The sequence below is a fragment of the Marinobacterium jannaschii DSM 6295 genome (assembly GCF_000620085.1).
In the GTDB taxonomy this organism is placed as follows: domain Bacteria; phylum Pseudomonadota; class Gammaproteobacteria; order Pseudomonadales; family Balneatricaceae; genus Pontibacterium; species Pontibacterium jannaschii.
In genome coordinates this window covers 1-19,977 of record NZ_KK211068.1, presented here as the reverse complement: position 1 = coordinate 19,977, position 19,977 = coordinate 1, and the positions used below count along the sequence as shown (strand labels likewise).

The 19,977-nt window shown below is 55.0% G+C and carries 18 protein-coding genes and 1 rRNA gene; 12 read left to right on the top strand and 7 right to left on the bottom strand.

Annotated features, from left to right (window positions below; translation table 11 throughout):
• Positions 1-98 precede the first annotated feature (98 nt).
• The 4 genes from Q354_RS0121810 to mobA all read left to right on the top strand — a co-directional run bounded on the left by Q354_RS0121810 (position 99) and on the right by mobA (position 5,244).
• The gene (locus tag Q354_RS0121810; protein WP_036231161.1) at positions 99-1,172 is read left to right on the top strand and encodes a putative 2-aminoethylphosphonate ABC transporter ATP-binding protein; all 1,074 of its coding nucleotides are present in this window, start codon (positions 99-101) and stop codon (positions 1,170-1,172) included.
• Positions 1,169-2,875 (top strand): putative 2-aminoethylphosphonate ABC transporter permease subunit, encoded by a 1,707-nt coding sequence (locus tag Q354_RS0121805; protein WP_027859463.1) that lies wholly within the window; start codon positions 1,169-1,171, stop codon positions 2,873-2,875. The genes Q354_RS0121810 and Q354_RS0121805 overlap by 4 nt, the downstream gene beginning before the upstream one ends.
• Before the next feature lie 378 nt (positions 2,876-3,253).
• A complete protein-coding gene (gene phnX, locus Q354_RS0121800) occupies positions 3,254-4,084 on the top strand; it encodes a phosphonoacetaldehyde hydrolase (RefSeq protein WP_027859462.1) in 831 nt (276 codons plus the stop codon).
• Positions 4,085-4,626: 542 nt separating this feature from the next.
• A complete protein-coding gene (gene mobA, locus Q354_RS26845; RefSeq protein ID WP_051560528.1) occupies positions 4,627-5,244 on the top strand; it encodes a molybdenum cofactor guanylyltransferase MobA in 618 nt (205 codons plus the stop codon).
• Between the two features lie 23 nt (positions 5,245-5,267).
• Here the strand turns inward: mobA and Q354_RS0121790 are convergent, their stop codons facing one another.
• Positions 5,268-5,528, bottom strand: coding sequence for a DUF5062 family protein (locus tag Q354_RS0121790; RefSeq protein ID WP_027859461.1), 261 nt, complete (start codon positions 5,526-5,528; stop codon positions 5,268-5,270).
• A 310-nt stretch (positions 5,529-5,838) separates the two neighbouring features.
• Here Q354_RS0121790 and Q354_RS0121785 point away from each other — a divergent pair, with 310 nt between their 5' ends.
• Together Q354_RS0121785 and Q354_RS0121780 are read left to right on the top strand one after the other, a co-directional pair.
• Positions 5,839-7,074 (top strand): molybdopterin molybdotransferase MoeA, encoded by a 1,236-nt coding sequence (locus tag Q354_RS0121785; protein WP_027859460.1) that lies wholly within the window; start codon positions 5,839-5,841, stop codon positions 7,072-7,074.
• Positions 7,075-7,190: 116 nt separating this feature from the next.
• A complete protein-coding gene (locus tag Q354_RS0121780; protein ID WP_156948451.1) occupies positions 7,191-7,550 on the top strand; it encodes a hypothetical protein in 360 nt (119 codons plus the stop codon).
• Between the two features lie 88 nt (positions 7,551-7,638).
• Here the strand turns inward: Q354_RS0121780 and Q354_RS26840 are convergent, their stop codons facing one another.
• Positions 7,639-8,103, bottom strand: coding sequence for an aminoacyl-tRNA deacylase (locus tag Q354_RS26840; RefSeq protein WP_036231158.1), 465 nt, complete (start codon positions 8,101-8,103; stop codon positions 7,639-7,641).
• A 135-nt stretch (positions 8,104-8,238) separates the two neighbouring features.
• On the opposite strand from Q354_RS26840, the gene Q354_RS0121770 reads away from it, so the two are divergent.
• The 3 genes from Q354_RS0121770 to Q354_RS0121760 all read left to right on the top strand — a co-directional run bounded on the left by Q354_RS0121770 (position 8,239) and on the right by Q354_RS0121760 (position 11,313).
• Positions 8,239-9,732, top strand: a complete 1,494-nt coding sequence (locus tag Q354_RS0121770) for a hypothetical protein (RefSeq protein ID WP_156948450.1) — start codon at positions 8,239-8,241, stop codon at positions 9,730-9,732.
• A 14-nt stretch (positions 9,733-9,746) separates the two neighbouring features.
• Positions 9,747-10,601 carry a CHAD domain-containing protein gene (locus Q354_RS0121765; protein ID WP_027859457.1) on the top strand — a complete coding sequence of 285 codons (855 nt, stop codon included), beginning with the start codon at positions 9,747-9,749 and terminating at the stop codon, positions 10,599-10,601.
• Positions 10,602-10,671: 70 nt separating this feature from the next.
• Positions 10,672-11,313, top strand: coding sequence for an MBL fold metallo-hydrolase (locus Q354_RS0121760; RefSeq protein WP_036231154.1), 642 nt, complete (start codon positions 10,672-10,674; stop codon positions 11,311-11,313).
• A gap of 66 nt (positions 11,314-11,379) precedes the next feature.
• Here Q354_RS0121760 and Q354_RS0121755 read toward each other — a convergent pair whose 3' ends face one another.
• From Q354_RS0121755 to pfkA, 5 genes are read right to left on the bottom strand one after another with little or no spacing between them, the layout of a single operon-like run.
• On the bottom strand, positions 11,380-12,522 hold the full coding sequence (locus tag Q354_RS0121755) for a GNAT family N-acetyltransferase (RefSeq protein ID WP_027859455.1): 1,143 nt from the start codon (positions 12,520-12,522) through the stop codon (positions 11,380-11,382).
• Positions 12,515-13,516, bottom strand: a complete 1,002-nt coding sequence (locus Q354_RS0121750; RefSeq protein ID WP_027859454.1) for a polysaccharide deacetylase family protein — start codon at positions 13,514-13,516, stop codon at positions 12,515-12,517. Before Q354_RS0121750 ends, Q354_RS0121755 begins: the two co-directional genes overlap by 8 nt.
• Before the next feature lie 17 nt (positions 13,517-13,533).
• The gene (locus Q354_RS0121745; protein WP_027859453.1) at positions 13,534-14,127 is read right to left on the bottom strand and encodes a hypothetical protein; all 594 of its coding nucleotides are present in this window, start codon (positions 14,125-14,127) and stop codon (positions 13,534-13,536) included.
• Positions 14,128-14,162: 35 nt separating this feature from the next.
• Positions 14,163-15,308: a cell division protein ZapE gene (gene zapE / locus Q354_RS26835; RefSeq protein WP_051560526.1), complete on the bottom strand. Its 1,146-nt coding sequence runs from the start codon at positions 15,306-15,308 to the stop codon at positions 14,163-14,165.
• Between the two features lie 44 nt (positions 15,309-15,352).
• Positions 15,353-16,357 (bottom strand): 6-phosphofructokinase, encoded by a 1,005-nt coding sequence (pfkA, locus tag Q354_RS0121735; RefSeq protein WP_027859452.1) that lies wholly within the window; start codon positions 16,355-16,357, stop codon positions 15,353-15,355.
• A 173-nt stretch (positions 16,358-16,530) separates the two neighbouring features.
• On the opposite strand from pfkA, the gene aceK reads away from it, so the two are divergent.
• The 3 genes from aceK to Q354_RS0121720 form a co-directional block, all read left to right on the top strand.
• Entirely contained in the window at positions 16,531-18,273 is a 1,743-nt protein-coding gene (gene aceK / locus Q354_RS0121730) for a bifunctional isocitrate dehydrogenase kinase/phosphatase (RefSeq protein ID WP_027859451.1), read from the top strand.
• 146 nt (positions 18,274-18,419) lie between these two features.
• Positions 18,420-19,406, top strand: coding sequence for a TAXI family TRAP transporter solute-binding subunit (locus Q354_RS0121725; RefSeq protein ID WP_051560525.1), 987 nt, complete (start codon positions 18,420-18,422; stop codon positions 19,404-19,406).
• A gap of 429 nt (positions 19,407-19,835) precedes the next feature.
• Positions 19,836-19,977 (top strand): 16S ribosomal RNA (locus Q354_RS0121720); the annotation flags it as partial.

The window sequence follows — 19,977 nt, the reverse complement described above, 5'->3', positions numbered from 1 at the left end:
CCATTATCCCGGCCGTGAGGCCACACACCGAACTCTATTCAGCCTGCGCAACGGTTTTCCGGCGAACGCTGAAAAGGCACTGACAAAGGGCGATAACAATGAATGGTGCTTATCTTTCTATCAAAAATGTATCCAAGTCATTTGGTGATTTCACTGCACTGAGTAATATCTCGCTGGATATTCGGGAAGGCGAGTTTGTCTGCTTCCTGGGGCCATCCGGCTGTGGCAAAACCACTTTGCTGCGTGCGGTTGCCGGACTGGACCTTCAGACCGAGGGTGAGATCCATCAGGCCGGGGAGGATGTGTCCTGGCTAACTCCTGACCAGCGTGATTTCGGCATTGTTTTCCAGTCCTATGCACTGTTTCCGAACCTGACAGTGGCGGAAAATATCGCTTACGGTCTGAAGAACCGTAAAACCTCGCGCAGTAAACTCAATGCCCGGGTTGAAGAGCTGCTGGAGATGATCGGCCTGCCTGAGTCCGGCGTGAAATATCCCTCTCAGCTGTCCGGAGGTCAACAGCAGCGTGTTGCCCTGGCACGGGCCATTGCGACCAGCCCGGGTCTGCTGTTACTTGATGAACCGCTCTCGGCACTGGATGCACTGGTACGTGTTCACCTGCGCAGCGAGATTAAGGAACTGCAGCGCAAGTTGGGTGTGACCACGATAATGGTGACCCACGATCAGGAAGAAGCGCTGGCGATGGCCGATAAAATCGTGGTGATGAACCATGGTGTGATCGAACAGATCGGGACCCCGGAGGAGATCTATTCGCGGCCCAAAACAGCCTTTGTGGCTTCTTTTATCGGTCAGATGAACTTTCTTTCCAGTCGCATGCTGGATGATGGCAAGGTGCAGGTTGGTGGCCAGCTACTGGACTGTGAGCATGACAAGCTATTCCAGCCGGACAACGATATGCAGCTGGCGATCCGCCCGGAAGATATCCGGGTGCGGTATAACGGCGATGCCACCAATACCATGCCGGCTGATGTGCGTCATGTCGAATTTCTCGGTTCCTTCGTACGTTCTGAACTGGATGTCGATGGCATCATGGAGCCGGTGATTGCTGAGTTCTCCATGAATGATGTGCGTGACCTGCAGATAGCCAAGGGCAGCCGCCTGATGCTTGACCTGCCCAGTAGCCGTATCCATCTGTTCGAGAGTGCCCGATGAGTGTAATCACTGCCCGCCCGGTCAACGACTGGAATCCCCTGTCTCTGCGCCGGGAGCAACTGTTGCAGCTGATTGGGGTGCTGTTCGGGATTGTCGTACTGCTGTTAACCGTGCTGATGCCGCTGTACGCCATACTGTCAAAGAGTATGGAAAACTCGTCCGGCGATTTTGTCGGGCTGGATAACTTTATCGAGTATGCCGCAACGCCATCGCTGGCATCCTCCGTCACGCACTCACTGACCATCGCTTCGGTCACTACCCTGATTGTAGTGACACTGGCGTTGATCTGCGCGTATGCACTGCAGCGCAGTTGTATGCCTTTCAGGGGAACCATCCGGTTGCTGATGATGGGGCCGATCTTTGCGCCTTCCCTGCTGCCTGCCATCTCTATGGTCTATCTGTTTGGTAATCAGGGCGTACTGAAAAGCTGGCTGATGGGGGAGAGTATCTATGGTCCGATTGGCGTGGTGATCAGCCTCAGCTTCTGGTGCTTTCCGGCGGCACTGATGATCATCTCAACCGCACTCTCCAATACGGATGCGCGCTTGTACGAGTCGGCCCGCGCGTTACGCACCAGTGCGCTGCGCACCTTCCTGACGGTGACGCTGCCGTCGATTAAGTATGGCCTGATCAGTGCCGGCTTTGTGGTCTTTACCCTGGTATTGACGGACTTCGGTGCTCCCAAAGTGATCGGCGGTCAATACAATGTATTGGCTACCGATATCTATAAACAGGTGATCGGTCAGCAGAACTTTCAGATGGGGGCGGTGGTCTCGGTGATCCTGCTGTTTCCGGCGCTGCTGGCTTTTGCCGTTGATCGCTGGGTGCAGCGTAAGCAGGTGGCATTGCTCACCTCCAGGGCCGAACCATTGCGGCCCGAACCTGCAGCAATCCGGGACTGGAGCCTGTTTGCCGTCTGTATGCTGGTGATTGCGGTCATTATCGGTGTACTGGGGATGGCGGTTTACGCTTCCTTTATCAGCTTCTGGCCCTATAACCTCGAGTTCACACTGGATAACTATCAGTTTGATCTGATGGATGGCGGCGGCTGGGACGCTTATGAAAACTCGCTGGAGATGGCGCTCTATACTGCTCTCTTTGGTACGGCATTGATTTTCAGCCATGCCTATCTGGTCGAGAAGCTGGCAGGCTTCCGCTTGCTGCGCACATTGCTGCACCTGATGGCAATGGTGCCACTGGCGGTGCCGGGGCTGGTACTTGGCCTGGCTTATATTTTCTTTTTCAACAGCCCCGATAATCCGCTGAACTTCCTGTATGGCTCTATGGCGATACTGGTGATCTGTACCATCGCGCACTACTACACGGTTTGTCACCTGACGGCAGTCACCGCCCTGAAGCAGATCGATGCAGAGTTTGAAGCGGTGTCGGCATCGCTGAAAGTGCCGTTTTATATCACCTTCTGGCGGGTGACCCTGCCGGTATGTCTGCCGGCATTGCTGGAGATCGCTATCTACCTGTTCGTCAATGCACTCAATACGGTATCAGCCGTAGTGTTTCTCTACTCTTCGGATACGATGCTGGCATCCATATCGGTACTGAATATGGATGATGCCGGGGATATTGCTCCTGCAGCTGCAATGGGCGTGTTACTGATGTTTACCTGCATTGGCGTCAAACTGATTCACTGGCTGCTGTCACATATGTTGCTCAACCGGACTCAGGGTTGGCGTCAGTCGCGCTGAGGCATACTGCCTGAAGCATCAGACTAAAGCCTCCGTATTTTACGGGGGCTTTTTTATCGGTTTTGATATGGCTGTCAGGCCTGATGGCTGAGGCTCCGGCTGCTGCTCAACTCGGTGTCGGGTATGGCGGATCAGCAAGGGTAGCGCTGCCGGACACTAGACTGTTGTGGGGTACCCTGTGTTTTTATATGTTGGTATATACCAGGTTGGTGTTGTGAATGTCTCGCCAATGCGGCAGAAATCAGATCTACCCTGAGCTAAACCGTTTTGCCTGCAGAGATCTGGCGGGATAGATCCAGCTGACAACAAAAGGCCGGGATGGCTGCTTGCGATGCGTCGCAGGCCATGCAACTCCAGCCTGCCACAGAGAGACTGACGATGACCTTTAGCTATGCACGTTTTTATACCGGTACTGTTAAAGCCGTGGTGTTCGATTGGGCCGGTACTATGATCGATTTCGGCTCGCTGGCTCCGGTACAGGCTTTTACCACACTGTTTGCCAATAACGGTGTGGAGATCTCCGTTGCCGAGGCCCGTGAACCCATGGGGCTTGAAAAGCGAGAGCATATCGCCAGATTGCTGGCAATGCCTCGGATCAGCCAGGCCTGGGCGGAGCATCATGGCGGATTCGCCAGTGATGCCGATATCGATCGTCTTTATCGCGAGTTTATCCCGGTTCAGACTGCAGTTATTGCCGAGCGTTCGGTACTGATCCCGGGGGCCAGGGAAACCGCAGAATATCTTAAGGGCAGGGGGATAAAGATAGGTGCCAACACCGGCTACGCGGCAGAGATGATCGCCGATATGGTACGGCGTGCTGCAGAGCAGGGCTACCGGCCTGACTCGGTGGTAACGGCGACAGAAGTGCCGCGTGGTCGCCCTTATCCGCATATGCTGTGGCGCAATCTGCTGGAGTTGGAAATTGAAGCGGTGCAGTCCGTGGTGAAGGTTGATGATACTGTTGCAGGCGTTGATGAGGGTTTGAATGCCGGAGCCTGGACCGTTGCCCTGGCCGTTTCGGGCAACGAAGTCGGGTTGGATGCAGATGCCTGGGCGGCTCTGGGTGAAGAGGAAAAGGCCCGAAGCCGTGCTGCTGCTTATCGAAAGTTTCGTGCATCGGGGGCTCACTATGTGATCGATACGGTGGCGGACCTTCCGGATGTCATCGAAGATATTGATGCGCGCCTTGCAGCCGGAGAGCGCCCATAGTGCGATAGGGCTTGCTAAGTCTATGATATTAAAAGCCTCTGCTGTTTCGTCGAAGGCTTTTCGTTTTGGCTTGGTAAAGTGCAACGGTCTACACTATTTTTATTGCTAATCGATGAAACTTTTTGCGCTATAATTGTGTCGAAAAGTAATTGAATGGTCGGTCTTTTTTTAGCAGAATAGCGCCGGATTCAATGTCTGCCAGCGGCAAACAGGTCGCAGGCAGATAAGTACCTGAGCGATTGTTTATCGGTTTTGATTTTGCTCAAGTTTTACACTCCCCGTAGCGGGTAGATTCAAACCTGAATTCAATTGCAGGTTGACGCAGAATATTGGTACAGGAGATCCACGAGGACATGATGTCCCTCCGACCAATAGCAGTGCCAGGGAGGGTTGCTAATCTGCAACATGGAACTGGAACTGGTCATCGACAGCCCGCCTGTGGTTTGCAGGCGGGCTGTTTTTTACCCCCTCACCTGAGATACATTACCCCTCTTTGCATCCTGCCGGCTTGGCCGGGTGCGCTGTATTTTTTCCGGAGCGTTATGAACAGGCCTGAATTTAAACTCGATGCAGTGATACTTGCGGGTGGTCAGGGGCAGCGTATGGGTGGCTGCGATAAGGGGCTGGTCGAACTGGGCGAGCAGAAGATGGTGCAGTGGACGCTGGATACTGTGCGTCCTGTGGTCAGTCAGCTGATTATCAGCTGTAATCGTAATCAGCAGCTCTACCATTCTATGGCTGATCAGGTCGTGTCCGATCAGCTCAGCGGCTTTCCCGGCCCATTAGCCGGTATTCAAAGCGCCCTGAATGTCGCTTCAGGCTCTCATCTGCTGGTGTTGCCCTGTGATACACCCTGGGTAGGCAAAGAGTTGATTCACTCGTTGGCGCAGGCGGCGAAGGCCCATCCTGAGTCGATAATAGTGGCTGAGCTGAATGGCCGTATGGAGCCTCTGCATGCAATTATTCCGCGGACCTGCGCAGCGTCACTGGAAAGCTTCCTGCAGTCCGGGCAGCGTGCGGTAAGATTCTGGTATCAGCAGTTTCCGATGCAATCTGTCGCCGTAGCGCATGCCGCTGAGCTGGCCAACATCAATGACCGGGAGCAGCTGGCAGAAGCCGAGCAGAATCTGCGGCAGCGCCAGCATCCGGACGCCGGTTAAAGGCCTCCGGACGCCGGGGCCGGTCAGTTTTTCAGCGGATGTCCCTCTGGCAGCTGGCGCTCAATCCACAGTGCCAGCTTGTGCTTGATATTGGGTTCGTTTTCCTGCCCCTTAGCCAAGGGCTGTATCAGTTTGTCCTGTACCAGCAGCGAGTAAAGTGCCTTGAACTTGTCTGAAGCACTGTCGCTGGCTTCAAAACGTCCAGCCCCGCGTTTTTCAAAGTAAACCTGTCCGATACGCATCGCTTCTTTCAGCAATTCCGCCTCGTTCTTCATCTTGGACATCGTGATTGTCTCCCTGATCCGGTCAGTGAAAGTCTGAGCGTTCCTCTGAGCATATGATCTTTAGATCTCTCCGGCCAGCTTAAGCGTGATGCTGACGGAACTCGGCTGTTAGCTCGCTACATCCACCGGCCCAGCTGCCGCTTGAGACTAAAAATTAACAGATGTGCCAGCCCGGGAACAGCCGGACAATAGGCGGGGGCAGGTGAACCATCGTGAGCGTTTATTCCTGAAAAATGATCCCGGTTAAGGTTTAACAGCGACAGGCGGGTTAGCTTAGGCGACTGATAACCCGTTGATCAGGAGTAAGGCTATGAGTGCCTGCGGATGTGACAGTCAGAAACAGCAACTTGAACCTTTCGACAGCTTTCGTGAGCGAATGCTTGAGGGCATCGGGGTCTCAGCCCTGACTGAATCGATCACCTTGCAACAGGCCCTGGGTCGGGTACTGGCCGTACCGGTGAGTTCTGCTGTCGATGTTCCGCCAGCAGATAACAGTGCTATGGATGGCTACGCTTTGTGCTGCGCTGATTATTCCGGGGCCGGGCTGATCTCTGTTTCAGGCCGCGTTGCGGCCGGTGACTCTCCCGGTACCCTGAAACCGGGTACGGCGGTAAGGATCTTCACCGGCTCTGAGATTCCGGCCGGGGCTGATTGCGTCATCATGCAGGAGGATGTCCAGGCCGAAGGCGACAGCATCCGGTTAAAAAAGCTGCCGCAGCCGGGAGTCAACATCCGCCAAATGGGGCAGGATATCCGGCGTGGCGAGGCACTGATTGCAGCCGGTACCCGACTGAAGCCGCAACACCTCGGGGTAATCGCCTCCACCGGTATCGATAATCTGGTGGTGTACAAGCCACTGAAGGTCGCGCTGCTGACAACCGGCGATGAGTTGGTGATGCCGGGTGAACCCTGTGGGCCGGGTAAGATTTATAACTCCAACCTGTTTACCCTGCGTGGATTGTTACAGCAGCTGGGTATTGAGGTGATCTTTCCGGGCATAGTGGCCGATACCTTGCCTGCGACGATGGCAGCGATCGAAAAGATGGCGGCAGAGGCCGACTGCATTATCAGCAGCGGCGGCGTATCCGTTGGAGAAGAAGATCATGTGCGCCACGCGGTGGAGCGACTGGGACAACTGAACATGTGGCGGCTGGCGATCAAGCCGGGTAAGCCGTTCGCTCAGGGTGAAGTTGCCGGGAAGCCCTTTGTCGGCCTGCCGGGAAACCCTTCGGCTGCCTTGGTTACTTTCTTGCTGCTGGCCCGGCCATTGTTGCTGAAATTACAGGGGGCGGCGGATCCTCTGCCCCGGCCGATCCCTGTTGCGGCGGGCTTTCACCGGGAAAAGACCACGCCCCGGCAGGAGTATCTGCGCGTGGCATTGCAACCGCAGGCCGGGCGGCTGACGGCCGCTCCGGTGCTGAATCAGAGCTCCGGTGCCTTGCGCTCATCGACCCAGGCAGAGGGGTTGCTGGTGGTTCCTCCCGGGGCACCGGTGAGAGAGGGCGATCTGCTGGATTACTATCCACTGAGCGAATTGCTGTACTAAACCGGTTTAGCCGTGACTAAACTTTAGGGAACAGGTTATCAGGGGCTGTAGTGGGCACCCGTTAAGGTTCGAGGCGGCTGGCGTAATCGTCTCGCACCGAATCCTGGAGGTTCGCTATGGCCCCTGTATCGAGGCTATTGCTGCTAATCTTATGCGTTGTGCCCTTGCTGGGTGCCAGCGCCCCCTCTCTGATTGTTGAGAGCAGCAATCTGGTTCGGATCTATAATGTCAGGCTGCAGGAGGAGGAGGGCTTCTGGCTGATACGGGGGCGGGTGACCCGCGCCGATAAAGACCTTCGCGTGTCCTCAGGGCAAATTGTTGCCGTCCGCAAAAAAGATAACCGCCGCCTCGGGGTTGCCCGTTTTAAACCGCAGTTTGTACACCGTAAGACCAAGCGCGCGTCCTATTTCACCTTACGAATCGACATCGGCTCGGTGCCGGAAGATTCGGCTATCCGACTCTACTTTCTGGATTGAACGGTCAGTCGCCGTGTTGCCATCAGGTTTCTGAATGCCTGGCCGGCGTCATCCGGACAGGCATTCAGTGTTGGCATCATTAGTACATTCAGATGCAGATGCGTGCATGAGGCAGGTTGGAGACCGAGCGGCTGAACGCATCCTTGTTGAGCTGCACGAACTCGGTGTGATCACCGGCTTCGAGGAAGCATTCTGGCTGGTCGGCCAGGCTATCATCCCAAATAGTAGGAATGTTATAGGACTGCCCTAATCCCGGTACGGCTCCCCGGGAGCAGTCCCGGAACAGCAGATTCACATCTCGTTGTCGGGCGGGAGAGAGCAGGCGATTGGTTTTACGGTTAATGGCTGCAATATCGACCTGGCGATTGGCAGGTATCATCGCCATAACAAAGCCTTCGTCATCCCTGAGCACCACGCTTTTGGCGACCCGGGCTGGTGGAATCTGTGCGGCTATCGCGCAGCCCATGGCCGTTTCTGCATAAGGGTGGTTGATCCTGCGGTAGGCAATCTTCTTCTGATCGAGGAATTTCTCGATGGTTGGCGAGAGTGACATAAGGTTCACCGTTGTTAAAGAGCCTCCTGGCGGTTTGGCTCCCTGCATCTGAAAGCTTAGTTCACTCTGGCTGGACTATCCTTTGATGGGGATTCCTACAGTGACTCCCATATAGTGGCTAGTGGAGGTTTTGCCATGCAACGACGTCAGTTCCTGCGCCTCACTTCGGGTTTGCCCTGCATCACGCTTTGGCCGCGATTGGCAGATGCGTCTGCGGGGATGGAGCTGATGCCGCTGGTCAGGCTGATAGAAGAGACACCGCGTGAGGCACTGACCGGGAAGGTGGTGAAACTGATTCGCAGCGGCCTGGGGCGGGGAGCGTTGCTTCAGGCGATCCAGTTGGCAGGTATGCGACAGATTGAGCCTCGTCCGGTCGGCTTTAAATTTCATGCAGTGATGATGGTTGATGCTGTGCGTCGGCTAGCGGCTGGAGACGGTGGTATCAATGGCTGGATTCCGATTCTGTGGAATCTGGACTACTTCAAGTTTTCCCAACTGCGCAATGAGCGTCAGTCTGGCTGGCAGCTGGGAGGTTTTGCCTCGGTCGAGGCACCCGCCGAGCAGGCTGAGGCGCTTTATCTGGATGCCATGAAATATCGTCAGTGGTCGCTCGCGGAACAGGCGGTGGTGACCCTGGCGCGCAGTCGCGGGCGAAATTATCTGTTGGGTTTGCTCAGCGGGCTGGCGGTGAAGGACTTCTATTCGATTGGCCATAAGGCGATCTATGTCAGTCACGGCTGGCGCTTACTGCAGGACAGCGGACAGGCTGAGCTGGAGCTGATGCTGCGGGCTATGAGTTATGCGCTGCTGGAGGAGGATCGCCCGCTCAGTGATGATGCTACGCGACCGGTCTGGCAGCTGGTGGATTATCCACTTAACCTGAAACGTGCCGCTTCGATTCCGCTGCAGGCCTGTATCGCCAGGAGTAACCCGGCACAGACAATCGAATTGCTGGATCTGGTGCAGCAGGGCGATGCTTCCGCCTGCTGTGAGCAGGCCGTCACGCTGATTGGGCAGGGCGGCAGTTTTCAGGTGGTCTGGGATGCTGTATTTCTGGCGGCCGCGGAAGCGGTGATGCGACGCCCCTCGATTCCCCTGTTGCATACAGTGACCGTCGGTCACAGCATGTACTGGCTGTGGCGGCAAGCTGCGGCGTTGCAGCTGCGCCGACTGATCCCGCTGCAGGCGCTGGCGTATGTGGTGCAGATGCGACGACAGTTCGCTCTGCCGGATGATGGTACGGCAATCAAGTCCCTTGTCTCTGCCGCACGTCCGCTGTTAACGCCGGGGGCTGAGGATCAGCAGAAGGCTCAGGCGGTTGGGCAACAGATTGAGCAGATTGGACAGTCGATACAGCAGGACCCGGAGCGGGCCAGGTCGCTGCTTCTGGCTTTTCCACTGACTGATCACTGGCCGGAGTTGCGCCGGGCGATCAATAACTGGCTGTTGCTGAAGTCAGATCAGGCACATGACTTCAAGTATGGAGCGGCGATACTGGAATCCGTGCCCTGGCTATCGCCACCGTTCAGGGCAGCCTATCTGGCCGCGGCCTCGCGGCGATTGCGGGGCCTGCAGAGTAAGAGTAGTCGTGAAGCGGAGCAGATCGAAGCTTGGTTTGAGTCTGCCTGAAGGCGGAGAAAGCGATGGCTATCAACTATATGGTGCCCGATCCGGCAGAAAATCTCCGGGCCGCATTCCGGCGTGAGATTCGGGACTTGAAGCGCCTGCTGCGAGGCCCGGCTGCCGAAGAGGATCTGGTGCATCAGGTACGTGTCAGCGGTAAGCGCTTCAGGGCAATGTTATATCTGTTAAGGCCGGCTCTTGGTGGTCGCTGTTACCGGACGGAGCTCAAACGGGTTCGGGCCGTGATGCGGCAACTGGGGGCTACCCGGGATCGGGATGTCCGGATCAGCACCCTGGGATCCTTGTTGCTGGGACAGGCGGAGCCCGGGCTGATCACACGACTGACGGATGGCCTGAGGCAAAGCGCTCAACCGCTTATCACAGTCCCTGCGCCAGGCCGGATTACAATGCAAGCTAAACCATTGTTGTCGTTAAAAAAACGGAGTCGTCTGTGGAAGATTAAGGCGTTGCGGGTAAATCTCCTTCGCCGCCAGCTGCAACAACAGTACCGGCGGGGACGCCGGCTCTGGAAGCGGCTGCAGAAAGGGCAGGACGAATCCTTGCTGCACGACTGGCGAACCGAGGCCAAGGGGTTTTATCTGCAGCTGAACTGTTTACTGGACGGCAGGGAGAGAAAGGGCTACAGGGCGCGCCTGAAGCAACTGTCGGAGGTACTTGGACAACTGCATGACCTGCATATGTTACGCGACTGGATAGCCGGGAATCGCAGATGGTTTTACCAGGATGACCTTAACCAACTGCACCGCCTGATCCGGCAGCGGGAAGCTGAGTTGCTGCAGACTATCTGGCCTCTGGCTGCGGAGATATATCGTCGGAAAGCCACCGTCTGTATCTCTGCCCTGCTGCAGCGCTGACAACTAGGCCGCGCTGCCGTTTAGCCGGGGGCACTGTTATACTGGCCGCTCCAGACGATGAGGGCCGGTGATGAGATATAAGATTATTCCAGTGACAGCGTTTCAGCAGAATTGCACCCTGATGTGGTGTGAAGAGACCCGGCGTGCGGCGGTGATCGATCCCGGCGGAGACCTGGCTTCCATCACGGCGGCGATCGCTCAGGAAGAGCTCGAACTGGAGTTGGTGTTATTGACCCACGCTCATATAGACCATGCCGGCGCTACCGCCGACCTGGCTGCAGAGTTTGATGTGCCTGTGGTCGGGCCTCATCTGGAAGATAAGTTCTGGATCGATTCACTGGCCCAGCAAAGCCAGATGTTCGGCTTTCCGGCCGCTACGCCATTTGAGCCTTCCCGTTGGCTGAACGATGGTGATGAAGTTTCTTTTGGCAAAGTGACGCTGGAAGTTTTGCATTGTCCGGGGCACACGCCTGGTCATGTGGTGTTCTTCCACCGTGACAGCAAAGTCGCTCAGGTCGGGGATGTGCTGTTTAACGGCTCTATCGGTCGCACTGATTTTCCAAAAGGAGATCATCCGACCCTGATCAGCTCTATTCGCAATAAGCTGTTCCCGCTGGGAGATGATGTACAGTTCATCCCGGGACATGGGCCGATGTCGAACTTTGGCTATGAGCGCAAGACCAATCCATTCGTCGCTGGCAAAGCGGGCTGAGTGCCCGGATCTGCTGACCGCCTCTGAGGCCGGCCAGCAGATCCGCTAAGTGTTTCAGGCGGAGCTCTAGCGGTTTTGTAGCCAGTGCCTTAGCTTCATCGCCTGTCGGAAAATCTGCGGATTCTCCAGCAGGCGGCGTTTGAAGCCCTGTAGCAGCAGATAGAGATGGCCTTTAATCGAGTTGGCGTCCAGTGTCTCGTATAGCGGCATCTGCTGGTTACACCATTCCTGCTTGTACTGCTCGCCGCCGAGCGAGAAATCGAAAACGTCATAACCTTCGCGGATGCACCACTGCATCAGCTCTTCCAGCAGAATCCGCCCCGGGGAGTAGCGTTTCCAGTCTTCACCCGCATAGGTTGGCATCAGGAAATAGAAACGCCTGCCCTGCAGTATCCCCCAGTGAGTCGCGACCACCTGGTCATCGACCAGCAACGCACAGATATGGCCCTTTCCCTGCTCGATCAGTCGCTGACCGCCTGACAGGTAGAACTGTTGGTAGCTATCAGCAGCCAGTATGTCGGTCACACCGGTTTCATGATAACGGCGTCGTTTCTGCTCGATCATAGCCCGGGTGAACTGCTCGGCCTGTTGTGGATTCTCGGCTACAACAAAGCTGACTTCACCGATTTCCGCCAGTCGTTTGCGCTGGCGCCTGGAATCCTGGCGAATGCGCTTTTTTACCTTAGACTGGTAATAACTGTTCCAGTCGCTGCCGATGAGGGCGGCGTGGCTTTCGGCATAGGGGAGTTTCTGTAACCACAGAAAAGGGTTTTCGACGGCGTCGATATGTTCCGGTTGATTCAGCAGGCGGGCGGCATCAAATGGAGGCAGTTGCGATTTGATGCTGGCCCAGAGAGCCGGCCACTGATGTCGGGTGATCTTGTCTGTCGCTGCTGCCAGCAAAGGCGCCTGGTAGTCGGTCACAATACCGCCGGCCCAGCAGAGAATACGCAGACCATGCTGACGCCGGATAATAAAAGGCATCAGCATCAGCGGCGTCTTACCCGAGCAGACAGAGGCGATGCAGAGCTGCTCGGTTTCATGCTGACCGATAAACTGATACCAGTTGGCCAGCCAGTCGTAACTCTGAAAAGCGAAGTAACTTCCTGTTTTTTCAAGCTCCAGCCAGTGGGGGCGTGCTGCATCGAAGTCGTTAAAGACCGCAATTTTCAAGTCACTCAGCGGAGGCAGTTCCTTTAGCTCAGACAATATGATGCACCATCAGTTTAAATCGGGGAAAGCGGGTGTCTGTGCCGATAGGGTAACGTTTAAGGCGCAACATATCATCACCGGGCCGGGCCGGGCCGGGCGACATAGTGACGGCGCTATGAATCTGTTGACCCTTCAGCAGATCAATAGATTCCTGGTCGTAGTCCTGAGGCGCGCCGTTGGGGAATGCGAAGTGCTGACAGCTCTCACCGGTCAGTTCGCGGACTGACTCAACGGAGCGTGCGATCTGGGCGTGTTTATCCGTGCTGTTCAGCTGGCTGAGAATATGATGACTGTGCGTATGGGCACCGAACTCAATCAGGGGATGTTGTAGCAGGGCATCCAGTGAAGCCTGGTCAAGCATCCGGAATGGCGAGCCGGTTGGTACGGACTGCTGCGGAGATACGTCTAATGCCTGTTCCAGCTGCTCGATGGCCTTATCTATCTCTGTCGCGGGCAGGTCTTTCAGTGCGCGTTGCAGCAGAGAGGAACTGCGAGCCTTGTCGGTAGCGCTCAACAGCGGATAACGCCGGTGCCAGATGATTTCTGTTTTACGAGTCTGACACAGGGCCTGCAGTAGCCGGGTAAACCAGAAATTTCGCTCTGTCGCGACCAGCTCTGAAACCAGATAGATAGTCGCAGGCGCGTCGTACTTTTCCAGTATCGGCAGGGCGATATCGTAGTTGTTCTGATAGCCGTCATCAAAGGTGATCACCGCCAGGGGCTTACCTCCCGGGTGAGGTTGTTTTCCGGACAGCACATTACAGGCTTCAGTCATGCTAACAAGGTTGAAGTGACGGCTGAGGTAGCGGATCTGTTGCTCGAAGCGTTGTTTATCGAGAAAGCACCAGTCATCAAAAGGCAGTGGTTTTTCGACAATGCCGTGATAAGTCAGAATAGTGACAGACTCAGCATCCCTGAACTTCTGCATCAGTCGCGGTATCGGGCCAAACGCCAGCGTGTTCTGGATCAGTCTCTTGACCTGTTTCTGCACGATGAAACTCCCGTGGTTTACGAATCAATGGCGCTGAGAGAAAGGGTTTCTTTCAGGCCAAACCAGCGTATTCGTTGTAGACGATGACGTAAGCTGAAGCCTGAGTTTTCAATCCCCCTGAGTGAGGCATAGTTATCACTCAGGCTGTAGATCCAGACCCGCGGGCTGATACTAAAGCATTGTGGCAGAATCTGTGTCATGGTTCTTGCGTAGTAGCCTCTGCTGCGCATAGGTGCAGGCGTCCAGGCATCATAGAGGATCAACTCCTGATCCGGTAGCGGCAGGCGGCCTTTACTGCCAAGTTCATAACTGGCATCGATCTCATTACGCATGCGGTACCAGATAACATGGGCGAGGCGCTGCTGGTCATAAGCCAGGAAACAGCGATCCCCCTGTTGGTAACGGGTCCTGACCATCGCCTGCCGGTGGGCGAAGTAATCCCACTCATCGGCCAGCTGTATTAGCTTCTCCGGCGCTGCGATCTCAATATCCAGTTCCTGGCTTACATCCTGATGATCCTTAATGCTGATCTGATAGATGCAGACCGCATTGTTGCAATAAACAATGCGCGCCCAGAGACGCTTCAGGAGTCTGGTAATGCGGTGCCTCATGGCGATCCTCTGCTGTGGCAGCCCTTTGGGTAGTGCTAAATGAAATGGGTTTCGGTCTGATGCAATGCAGCTTCAGACTGGTATTCTACCGAGGCCATCTCGATCAGGCGACTGCGCGTGCGCTCAAATTCAAATGCCAGGTGTTCTCCGCTGTACAGCTGCTCCAGCGGCACGGCGGCGTTGATAAATAGGTTAACGCGGCGATCGTAAAGCTCGTCTATCAGGCTGATAAAGCGCCGGGTTGCGTCATCTGAACGTCCCAGTCGGACCTGCCGGTTACCGGTTGCGGTGACACTATAGCTGCCATCCTCGGTGCCGCGGGCCTTAATCCGTTCACGGGCCTGTCCGCTCAGGACCGGGACACCGCTGAGCAAAACCGTGTGGAAGCGCTGTGCCAGTTCGATGTAATCCAGTGCGCTGCGGGGACTTTCGCAGAGGTGTTTGAAATCAAACCAGATATGGCCATCATGCAGGCCATTGCAGAGCAGCGGGCGCTGGCACAGTTCTATCGTCTGTGATCCGGCCGGGACGGGGAAAAGCGCAGAGAGTGCGGCGGCGTTATCAACGAAGTAAGCACGACTCTGGCTGAGCATGCGCCGGCGGTGGTCGCAGCCCCCATCCAGCTGGTGGATCTGCATCTGCTTTTTTATCGCGGTAATGGCCGGTAGGAAGCGATCGCGCTGCAGGCCGTCGCGGTACAGCATATCCGGGTGGCAGTTTGAGGTGGTGACAATGGCGATGCCGCTATCAAACAGATAATCGAACAGCCGTCCCAGCAGCATGGCATCGCCGATATCAGAAACAAAGAACTCATCAAAGCACAGCACCCGGTAACGCTGAGCCAGGTCGCGGGCGATCTGCCGCAGCGGATCTTTGGTGCCGCTCAGCTCGGTAAGTTGCCGATGCATCAGCGCCATAAAACGGTGAAAGTGCAGGCGTAGTGCAGTGCTCTGGTCCAGTGACTGGTAGAACAGGTCCATTAACAAGGTTTTCCCCCTGCCCACGGGCCCCCAGAGATAGAGGCCCGTTACCGGCAGCGGTTTGCGCAGCCGGGACGGTTTGTCGGGCAGGCGTTGCTGCAGGCTGAAGAGAGCGGCAACGGCCGCCTGCTGGGCCGGATCGGGTGTCAGGCCGCTCTGCAGTAACTGCTGGTAGCTGAGTTGTATATCTGAGGCGCTCATAGCGCGCCATCATAACCATTCACTGGCAGCGGAACCAGATATCTCTATTTATGCAGCAATGTAGCGGTATCGAATAATCGGCGATCCAGCTTCTTAGTCCGTTCAACCACATCCCTTAAGGGGACTTCACATACCTGGTTTTCGCGGATACCCAGCATGACGTTACTGATCCCCGCCCGCAGGTGATCAACGGCCGCTGTGCCGAGACAGGATGCCAGTACACGGTCGTGACCGGAAGGCTGACCACCGCGTTGAATATGACCGAGTATGCAGACCCGAGGCTCAGGCCCATGCTGACCCAGCTCCTGTGCCAGCCGGTAGGTCAGTCCCGGAACCGGCCCTTCGGCCACGACGATAATACCGCTGGCGCCACAGCCGCTGGAGTGGGAGTCGGCCAGTTCGATTGATGCCTGGTTGATGTTGACCGGGTATTCGGGAACCACGATCATCTCGGCACCGCAGGCGATGCCCACCTGGGTGGCGATAAAGCCTGAGTTACGCCCCATCACTTCCACCAGAAACAGCCTTTCGTGGGAAAGGGCGGTGTCCCGGATCTTGTCGATCGCATCCAGTGCGGTGTTAACGGCGGTATCAAAGCCTATAGTGTCATCGCTGCCAAAAATGTCGTTATCGATCGTTCCTGGCAGGCCAACAACGGCGATAGAGGACTCTTCTGCCAGCAGCTGGGCTCCGGTCAGTGAGCCGTCTCCGCCGATAACCACCAGGCCCTCGATACCATGGCTCTTCAGAATCTCGGCGGCCTGTCGGCGAATGGAGGGGTCTTTGAAGGCTTCGCAGCGGTCACTTTTTAATACAGTACCGCCTCTTTGTATGATGTTGGTTACTGAGGCGCTGCTCATTTCGTGCAGATCACCAATGATCAGTCCGCTGTAGCCTTTGTTTACGCCATAAACCCTGATGCCCTGATTCAGGGCGGCACGAGTCACTGCCCGGATCGCGGGGTTCATTCCGGGACTGTCTCCACCACTGGTCAGAACCGCAATCGCGCTCAGCGAGCGGGAGATGCTTAACTCCGGCATATAAAGCATACAGACCTCCTTGAATGGTGATCTCTTAAGTCTAGCTTCGGATGTTGACGCTAATATGGCAAATCGAAAGCACAATAGGCCTGGGTTTTTGATTGCAATATGTGACTGTCTTTGCAAGTAACAGTGGCTAGACTTAACGGGATTGACGGCCGTTATATTAGGGAGGGGAGTTGATGACAACCGGAGCGACTGTTCAGATTGCCGATTCGATCTTCCAACACTTTGCTGACTACCGCTTGAGCTTTCAGGGCCTGACGGCGGGGGCACGGGAGCGTTTTGAGCAGGCGCGCTGGAGTGATATACAACAGGTCTCAGCGGCACGGATCGATCTCTATCAGGACAGCGTCAAAGCAACTGTGGCGGCGCTGGAAGCTCAGCTTGCTGATGAGATACACCGTCCGGAAACCTGGCAAGCGGCGCGGGCAGAGTATCTTCGCCTGATTAGCAGCCTGACAGACCTGGAGCTGGCCGAAACCTTCTTCAATTCAGTTTACTGTAGTCTTTCCCGCTATCTTCAGCTGGACAATAAGCATATGTTTGTACGCTCCCTGCTGGAGGGGCGGGAAATCCATTCCGGTGATCAGATCTATCGCACCTACCACGTCAGGGCAGGAGGCCTGGTCGCAATGCTGCGACGTCTGTTAGATGACTATCGATTTAATATCCCGTGGGAGAACAAAAGGCGGGATCTACGCAACCTGGCTCGCTATATCTGTTCCAATCAGCGTGCCGCCTATGCTTCCGGCATGACCTCAGTCGATGTGATTAAGAGCGTGTTCTATCGGAACAAAGCCGCCTATCTGGTGGGGCGGGTGCACGTTGCCGGTCAGGCCTTACCGTTTGTGTTACCTGTACTGAATAACGGTAATGGCGCGGCTTATATAGATACTGCGATCAGCGAAGAAAATGAAGTATCGATCATCTTCAGTTTTACCCGCTCATACTTCATGGTGGATGTGAATGTTCCCTCGGAATTTATCCGCTTTCTTCACTCCCTGATTCCCGCCAAGTCACGGGCTGAGCTATATAGTTCGATCGGCTTTTATAAACAGGGCAAGGCAGAGTTCTACCGCGACTTTATTGATCACCTGGCGGGCTCCGAAGATCTGTTTGAGATTGCACCGGGGATAAAGGGAATGGTGATGACGGTGTTTACGCTGCCTTCCTACCCCATAGTCTTTAAAATCATTAAGGATCGCTTTAGTTCATCAAAGAATGTCACCCGGCAGATCGTAGTAGAGCGTTATCATCTGGTGAAACGCCACGATCGGGTCGGGCGGATGGCAGATACACAGGAGTTCCGAAATTTCAGTTTCCCCCGTAAACGTTTTTCCCAGGCGTTGATTGACGAACTGCAGTCGGTTGCCGCCAGTTCTGTGCAGGTGACTGAGGATGAGGTAAGAATTAGTCACCTCTGGACCGAGCGGCGCATGACACCACTCAATCTGTATATCGATCAGGCGTTACTGCATCAGGATCAGTACCAGTTGTTTCACGCCATCAACGAATACGGTAAGGCGATTAAGCAGCTGGCCGCAGCCAATATATTTGCCGGTGATATGTTGTTTAAGAACTTTGGTGTGACCCGTCATGGCAGGGTCGTGTTCTATGACTACGATGAAATATCCTACCTGACCGAATGCAACTTTCGCCGGATTCCTGAGCCGCTTTATCCTGAACAGGAGTTATCCGGCGAACCCTGGTACTCCGTCGGGATCAATGATGTGTTTCCGGAAGAGTTCAGCATATTAACTGCCTGTGATCGCCGGGTCAGGAAGCTGTTTAACGAACTGCATGGCGACCTGCTGGATGTCAGTTTCTGGAAAGAGATGCAGAAGCAGGTCGAGGCAGGGGAGATTATTGATGTCTTTCCCTATCGTAAGATACGGCGCTTTAGCCGGGTGTGCTCGAAGTAGCGTTGAGAAGGTTCGCGGCCGCTGTTGGGGAGTAATAGAGCAGAATATTCTATGCTAATCTTGGCGGAATATAAGTTTGGAATAACGAGGAAAGCTGGAGAGCCGTGTTCCTGCAAAGGACTGCGTTCGCCTCATGGGAGCAGAATATGGCGAGTTTAAACTTCTTTACCACTCTACTGGTTGGTTCGCTTTTCGGTATGAGTGCGGTCGCGGCTGGCAGCAGCGCAGTCAATAGCGGCTTTGTAACAGTAGGCACCGGCGGTGTTACCGGCGTCTATTACCCCACGGGAGGCGCTATTTGCCGGCTGATGAATAAAGCGCGTCGCCAGCATGGCCTGCGTTGTGCTGTAGAAGCGACAGAAGGCTCTGTCTACAACATTCAGGCTATCCGTAGCCGGGAACTGGATTTCGCTATTGTACAGTCCGATATCCAATACAAGGCCGTCAATGGTGTGGCAGAGTTCTCACAAGCCGGAGCGGATAAAGAACTGCGTTCAGTATTCTCTCTATACGCCGAGCCATTTACTCTGGTCGCCCGCAGTGATTCCGGTGTTACCCGGTTTGAAGACTTGCGCGGCAAGCGTATCAATATAGGCGCTATAGGATCCGGCCATCGTGGAATGATGCGCGAGTTGATGAAAATTAACGGCTGGAGTGACAAAGACTTTTCCCAGGTTACTGAGTTTGATTCTGCCGAACAGGCCGGCGTACTTTGTACCGGCGAGGTAGATGCATTCGTCTATACCGTTGGCCATCCAAGCGGGGCTATTAAAGAAGCAACAACTGCCTGCGATAGCGCCATCATCCCGTTAAAAGGTAAGCTGATCGAGCGCCTGCTAGATAATAGTGGCTACTACCGGGAGGCGAAAATCCCCGGAGGTATGTATCGTGGTAATCCGGATGATATAGACACATTTGGTGTTGGCGCTACGCTGGTGGTCTCGTCTGAAGTAAGTGAAGAGACGGTATATCTGATGACGAAGGCGGTATTTGAGAACTTTGATCAGTTCCGCAAACTTCATCCGGCTTTCGCCAGGCTAAGAAAAGCTGAGATGTTGTCTGATGGACTTTCCGCTCCGATTCATCCCGGCGCGCTGCGTTACTATAGGGAAAACCGGCTACTGCGAAAATAGAACAGTTTTTTGGCAAAAAGTTCTTTTTAGCGGTTGACGCCCGCTGCAGGATCTATAGAATACGCCTCCACATTGAGACGCGGGGTCGCGAACGGCACCGGACAACGTCACAAGACAGTCTTCTAACTTATTGAAAGAAAAGCATTTTTCAATCAGGGTTCAGAAGGCGGGGAGAAAAACCAGCGCTGACAAGCTTGAAAAACTTATCAGAAAAACGCTTGACTCTCCCGGCGAGGTCGCTAGAATATGCGCCTCACTTGAGCCGAACGGCTCAACGCTCTTTAACAAATTGATCAGATAATTCGTGTGGGCGCTTGTCCGGATGAAGCACAAAAGCTTTATCAAGATAAGCTAACCTAAGTGAATTCATTTAGTGTTTAACGGTCTTGAGGCAAATTTAGGTCCTTTTTATTGATTTTCGACCTTCTTAAATTGAAGAGTTTGATCATGGCTCAGATTGAACGCTGGCGGTAGGCTTAACACATGCAAGTCGAGCGGTAACAGAGATAGCTTGCTATTTGCTGACGAGCGGCGGACGGGTGAGTAACGCGTAGAAATCTACCAGATAGTG

What these genes read in the sequence shown, in the direction of transcription:
- phnX (WP_027859462.1), top strand. Translation starts at nt 3,254, where the DNA reads ATGACCTTTAGCTATGCACGTTTTTATACCGGTACTGTTAAAGCCGTG.
- Q354_RS0121785 (WP_027859460.1), top strand. Translation starts at nt 5,839, where the DNA reads ATGAGTGCCTGCGGATGTGACAGTCAGAAACAGCAACTTGAACCTTTC.
- Q354_RS0121765 (WP_027859457.1), top strand. Translation starts at nt 9,747, where the DNA reads ATGGCTATCAACTATATGGTGCCCGATCCGGCAGAAAATCTCCGGGCC.
- Q354_RS26840 (WP_036231158.1), bottom strand. Translation starts at nt 8,103, where the DNA reads ATGTCACTCTCGCCAACCATCGAGAAATTCCTCGATCAGAAGAAGATT.
- mobA (WP_051560528.1), top strand. Translation starts at nt 4,627, where the DNA reads ATGAACAGGCCTGAATTTAAACTCGATGCAGTGATACTTGCGGGTGGT.
- Q354_RS0121770 (WP_156948450.1), top strand. Translation starts at nt 8,239, where the DNA reads ATGCAACGACGTCAGTTCCTGCGCCTCACTTCGGGTTTGCCCTGCATC.
- pfkA (WP_027859452.1), bottom strand. Translation starts at nt 16,357, where the DNA reads ATGCTTTATATGCCGGAGTTAAGCATCTCCCGCTCGCTGAGCGCGATT.
- zapE (WP_051560526.1), bottom strand. Translation starts at nt 15,308, where the DNA reads ATGAGCGCCTCAGATATACAACTCAGCTACCAGCAGTTACTGCAGAGC.
- Q354_RS0121805 (WP_027859463.1), top strand. Translation starts at nt 1,169, where the DNA reads ATGAGTGTAATCACTGCCCGCCCGGTCAACGACTGGAATCCCCTGTCT.
- Q354_RS0121790 (WP_027859461.1), bottom strand. Translation starts at nt 5,528, where the DNA reads ATGTCCAAGATGAAGAACGAGGCGGAATTGCTGAAAGAAGCGATGCGT.
- Q354_RS0121760 (WP_036231154.1), top strand. Translation starts at nt 10,672, where the DNA reads ATGAGATATAAGATTATTCCAGTGACAGCGTTTCAGCAGAATTGCACC.
- Q354_RS0121745 (WP_027859453.1), bottom strand. Translation starts at nt 14,127, where the DNA reads ATGAGGCACCGCATTACCAGACTCCTGAAGCGTCTCTGGGCGCGCATT.
- Q354_RS0121725 (WP_051560525.1), top strand. Translation starts at nt 18,420, where the DNA reads ATGGCGAGTTTAAACTTCTTTACCACTCTACTGGTTGGTTCGCTTTTC.
- aceK (WP_027859451.1), top strand. Translation starts at nt 16,531, where the DNA reads ATGACAACCGGAGCGACTGTTCAGATTGCCGATTCGATCTTCCAACAC.
- Q354_RS0121810 (WP_036231161.1), top strand. Translation starts at nt 99, where the DNA reads ATGAATGGTGCTTATCTTTCTATCAAAAATGTATCCAAGTCATTTGGT.
- Q354_RS0121780 (WP_156948451.1), top strand. Translation starts at nt 7,191, where the DNA reads ATGGCCCCTGTATCGAGGCTATTGCTGCTAATCTTATGCGTTGTGCCC.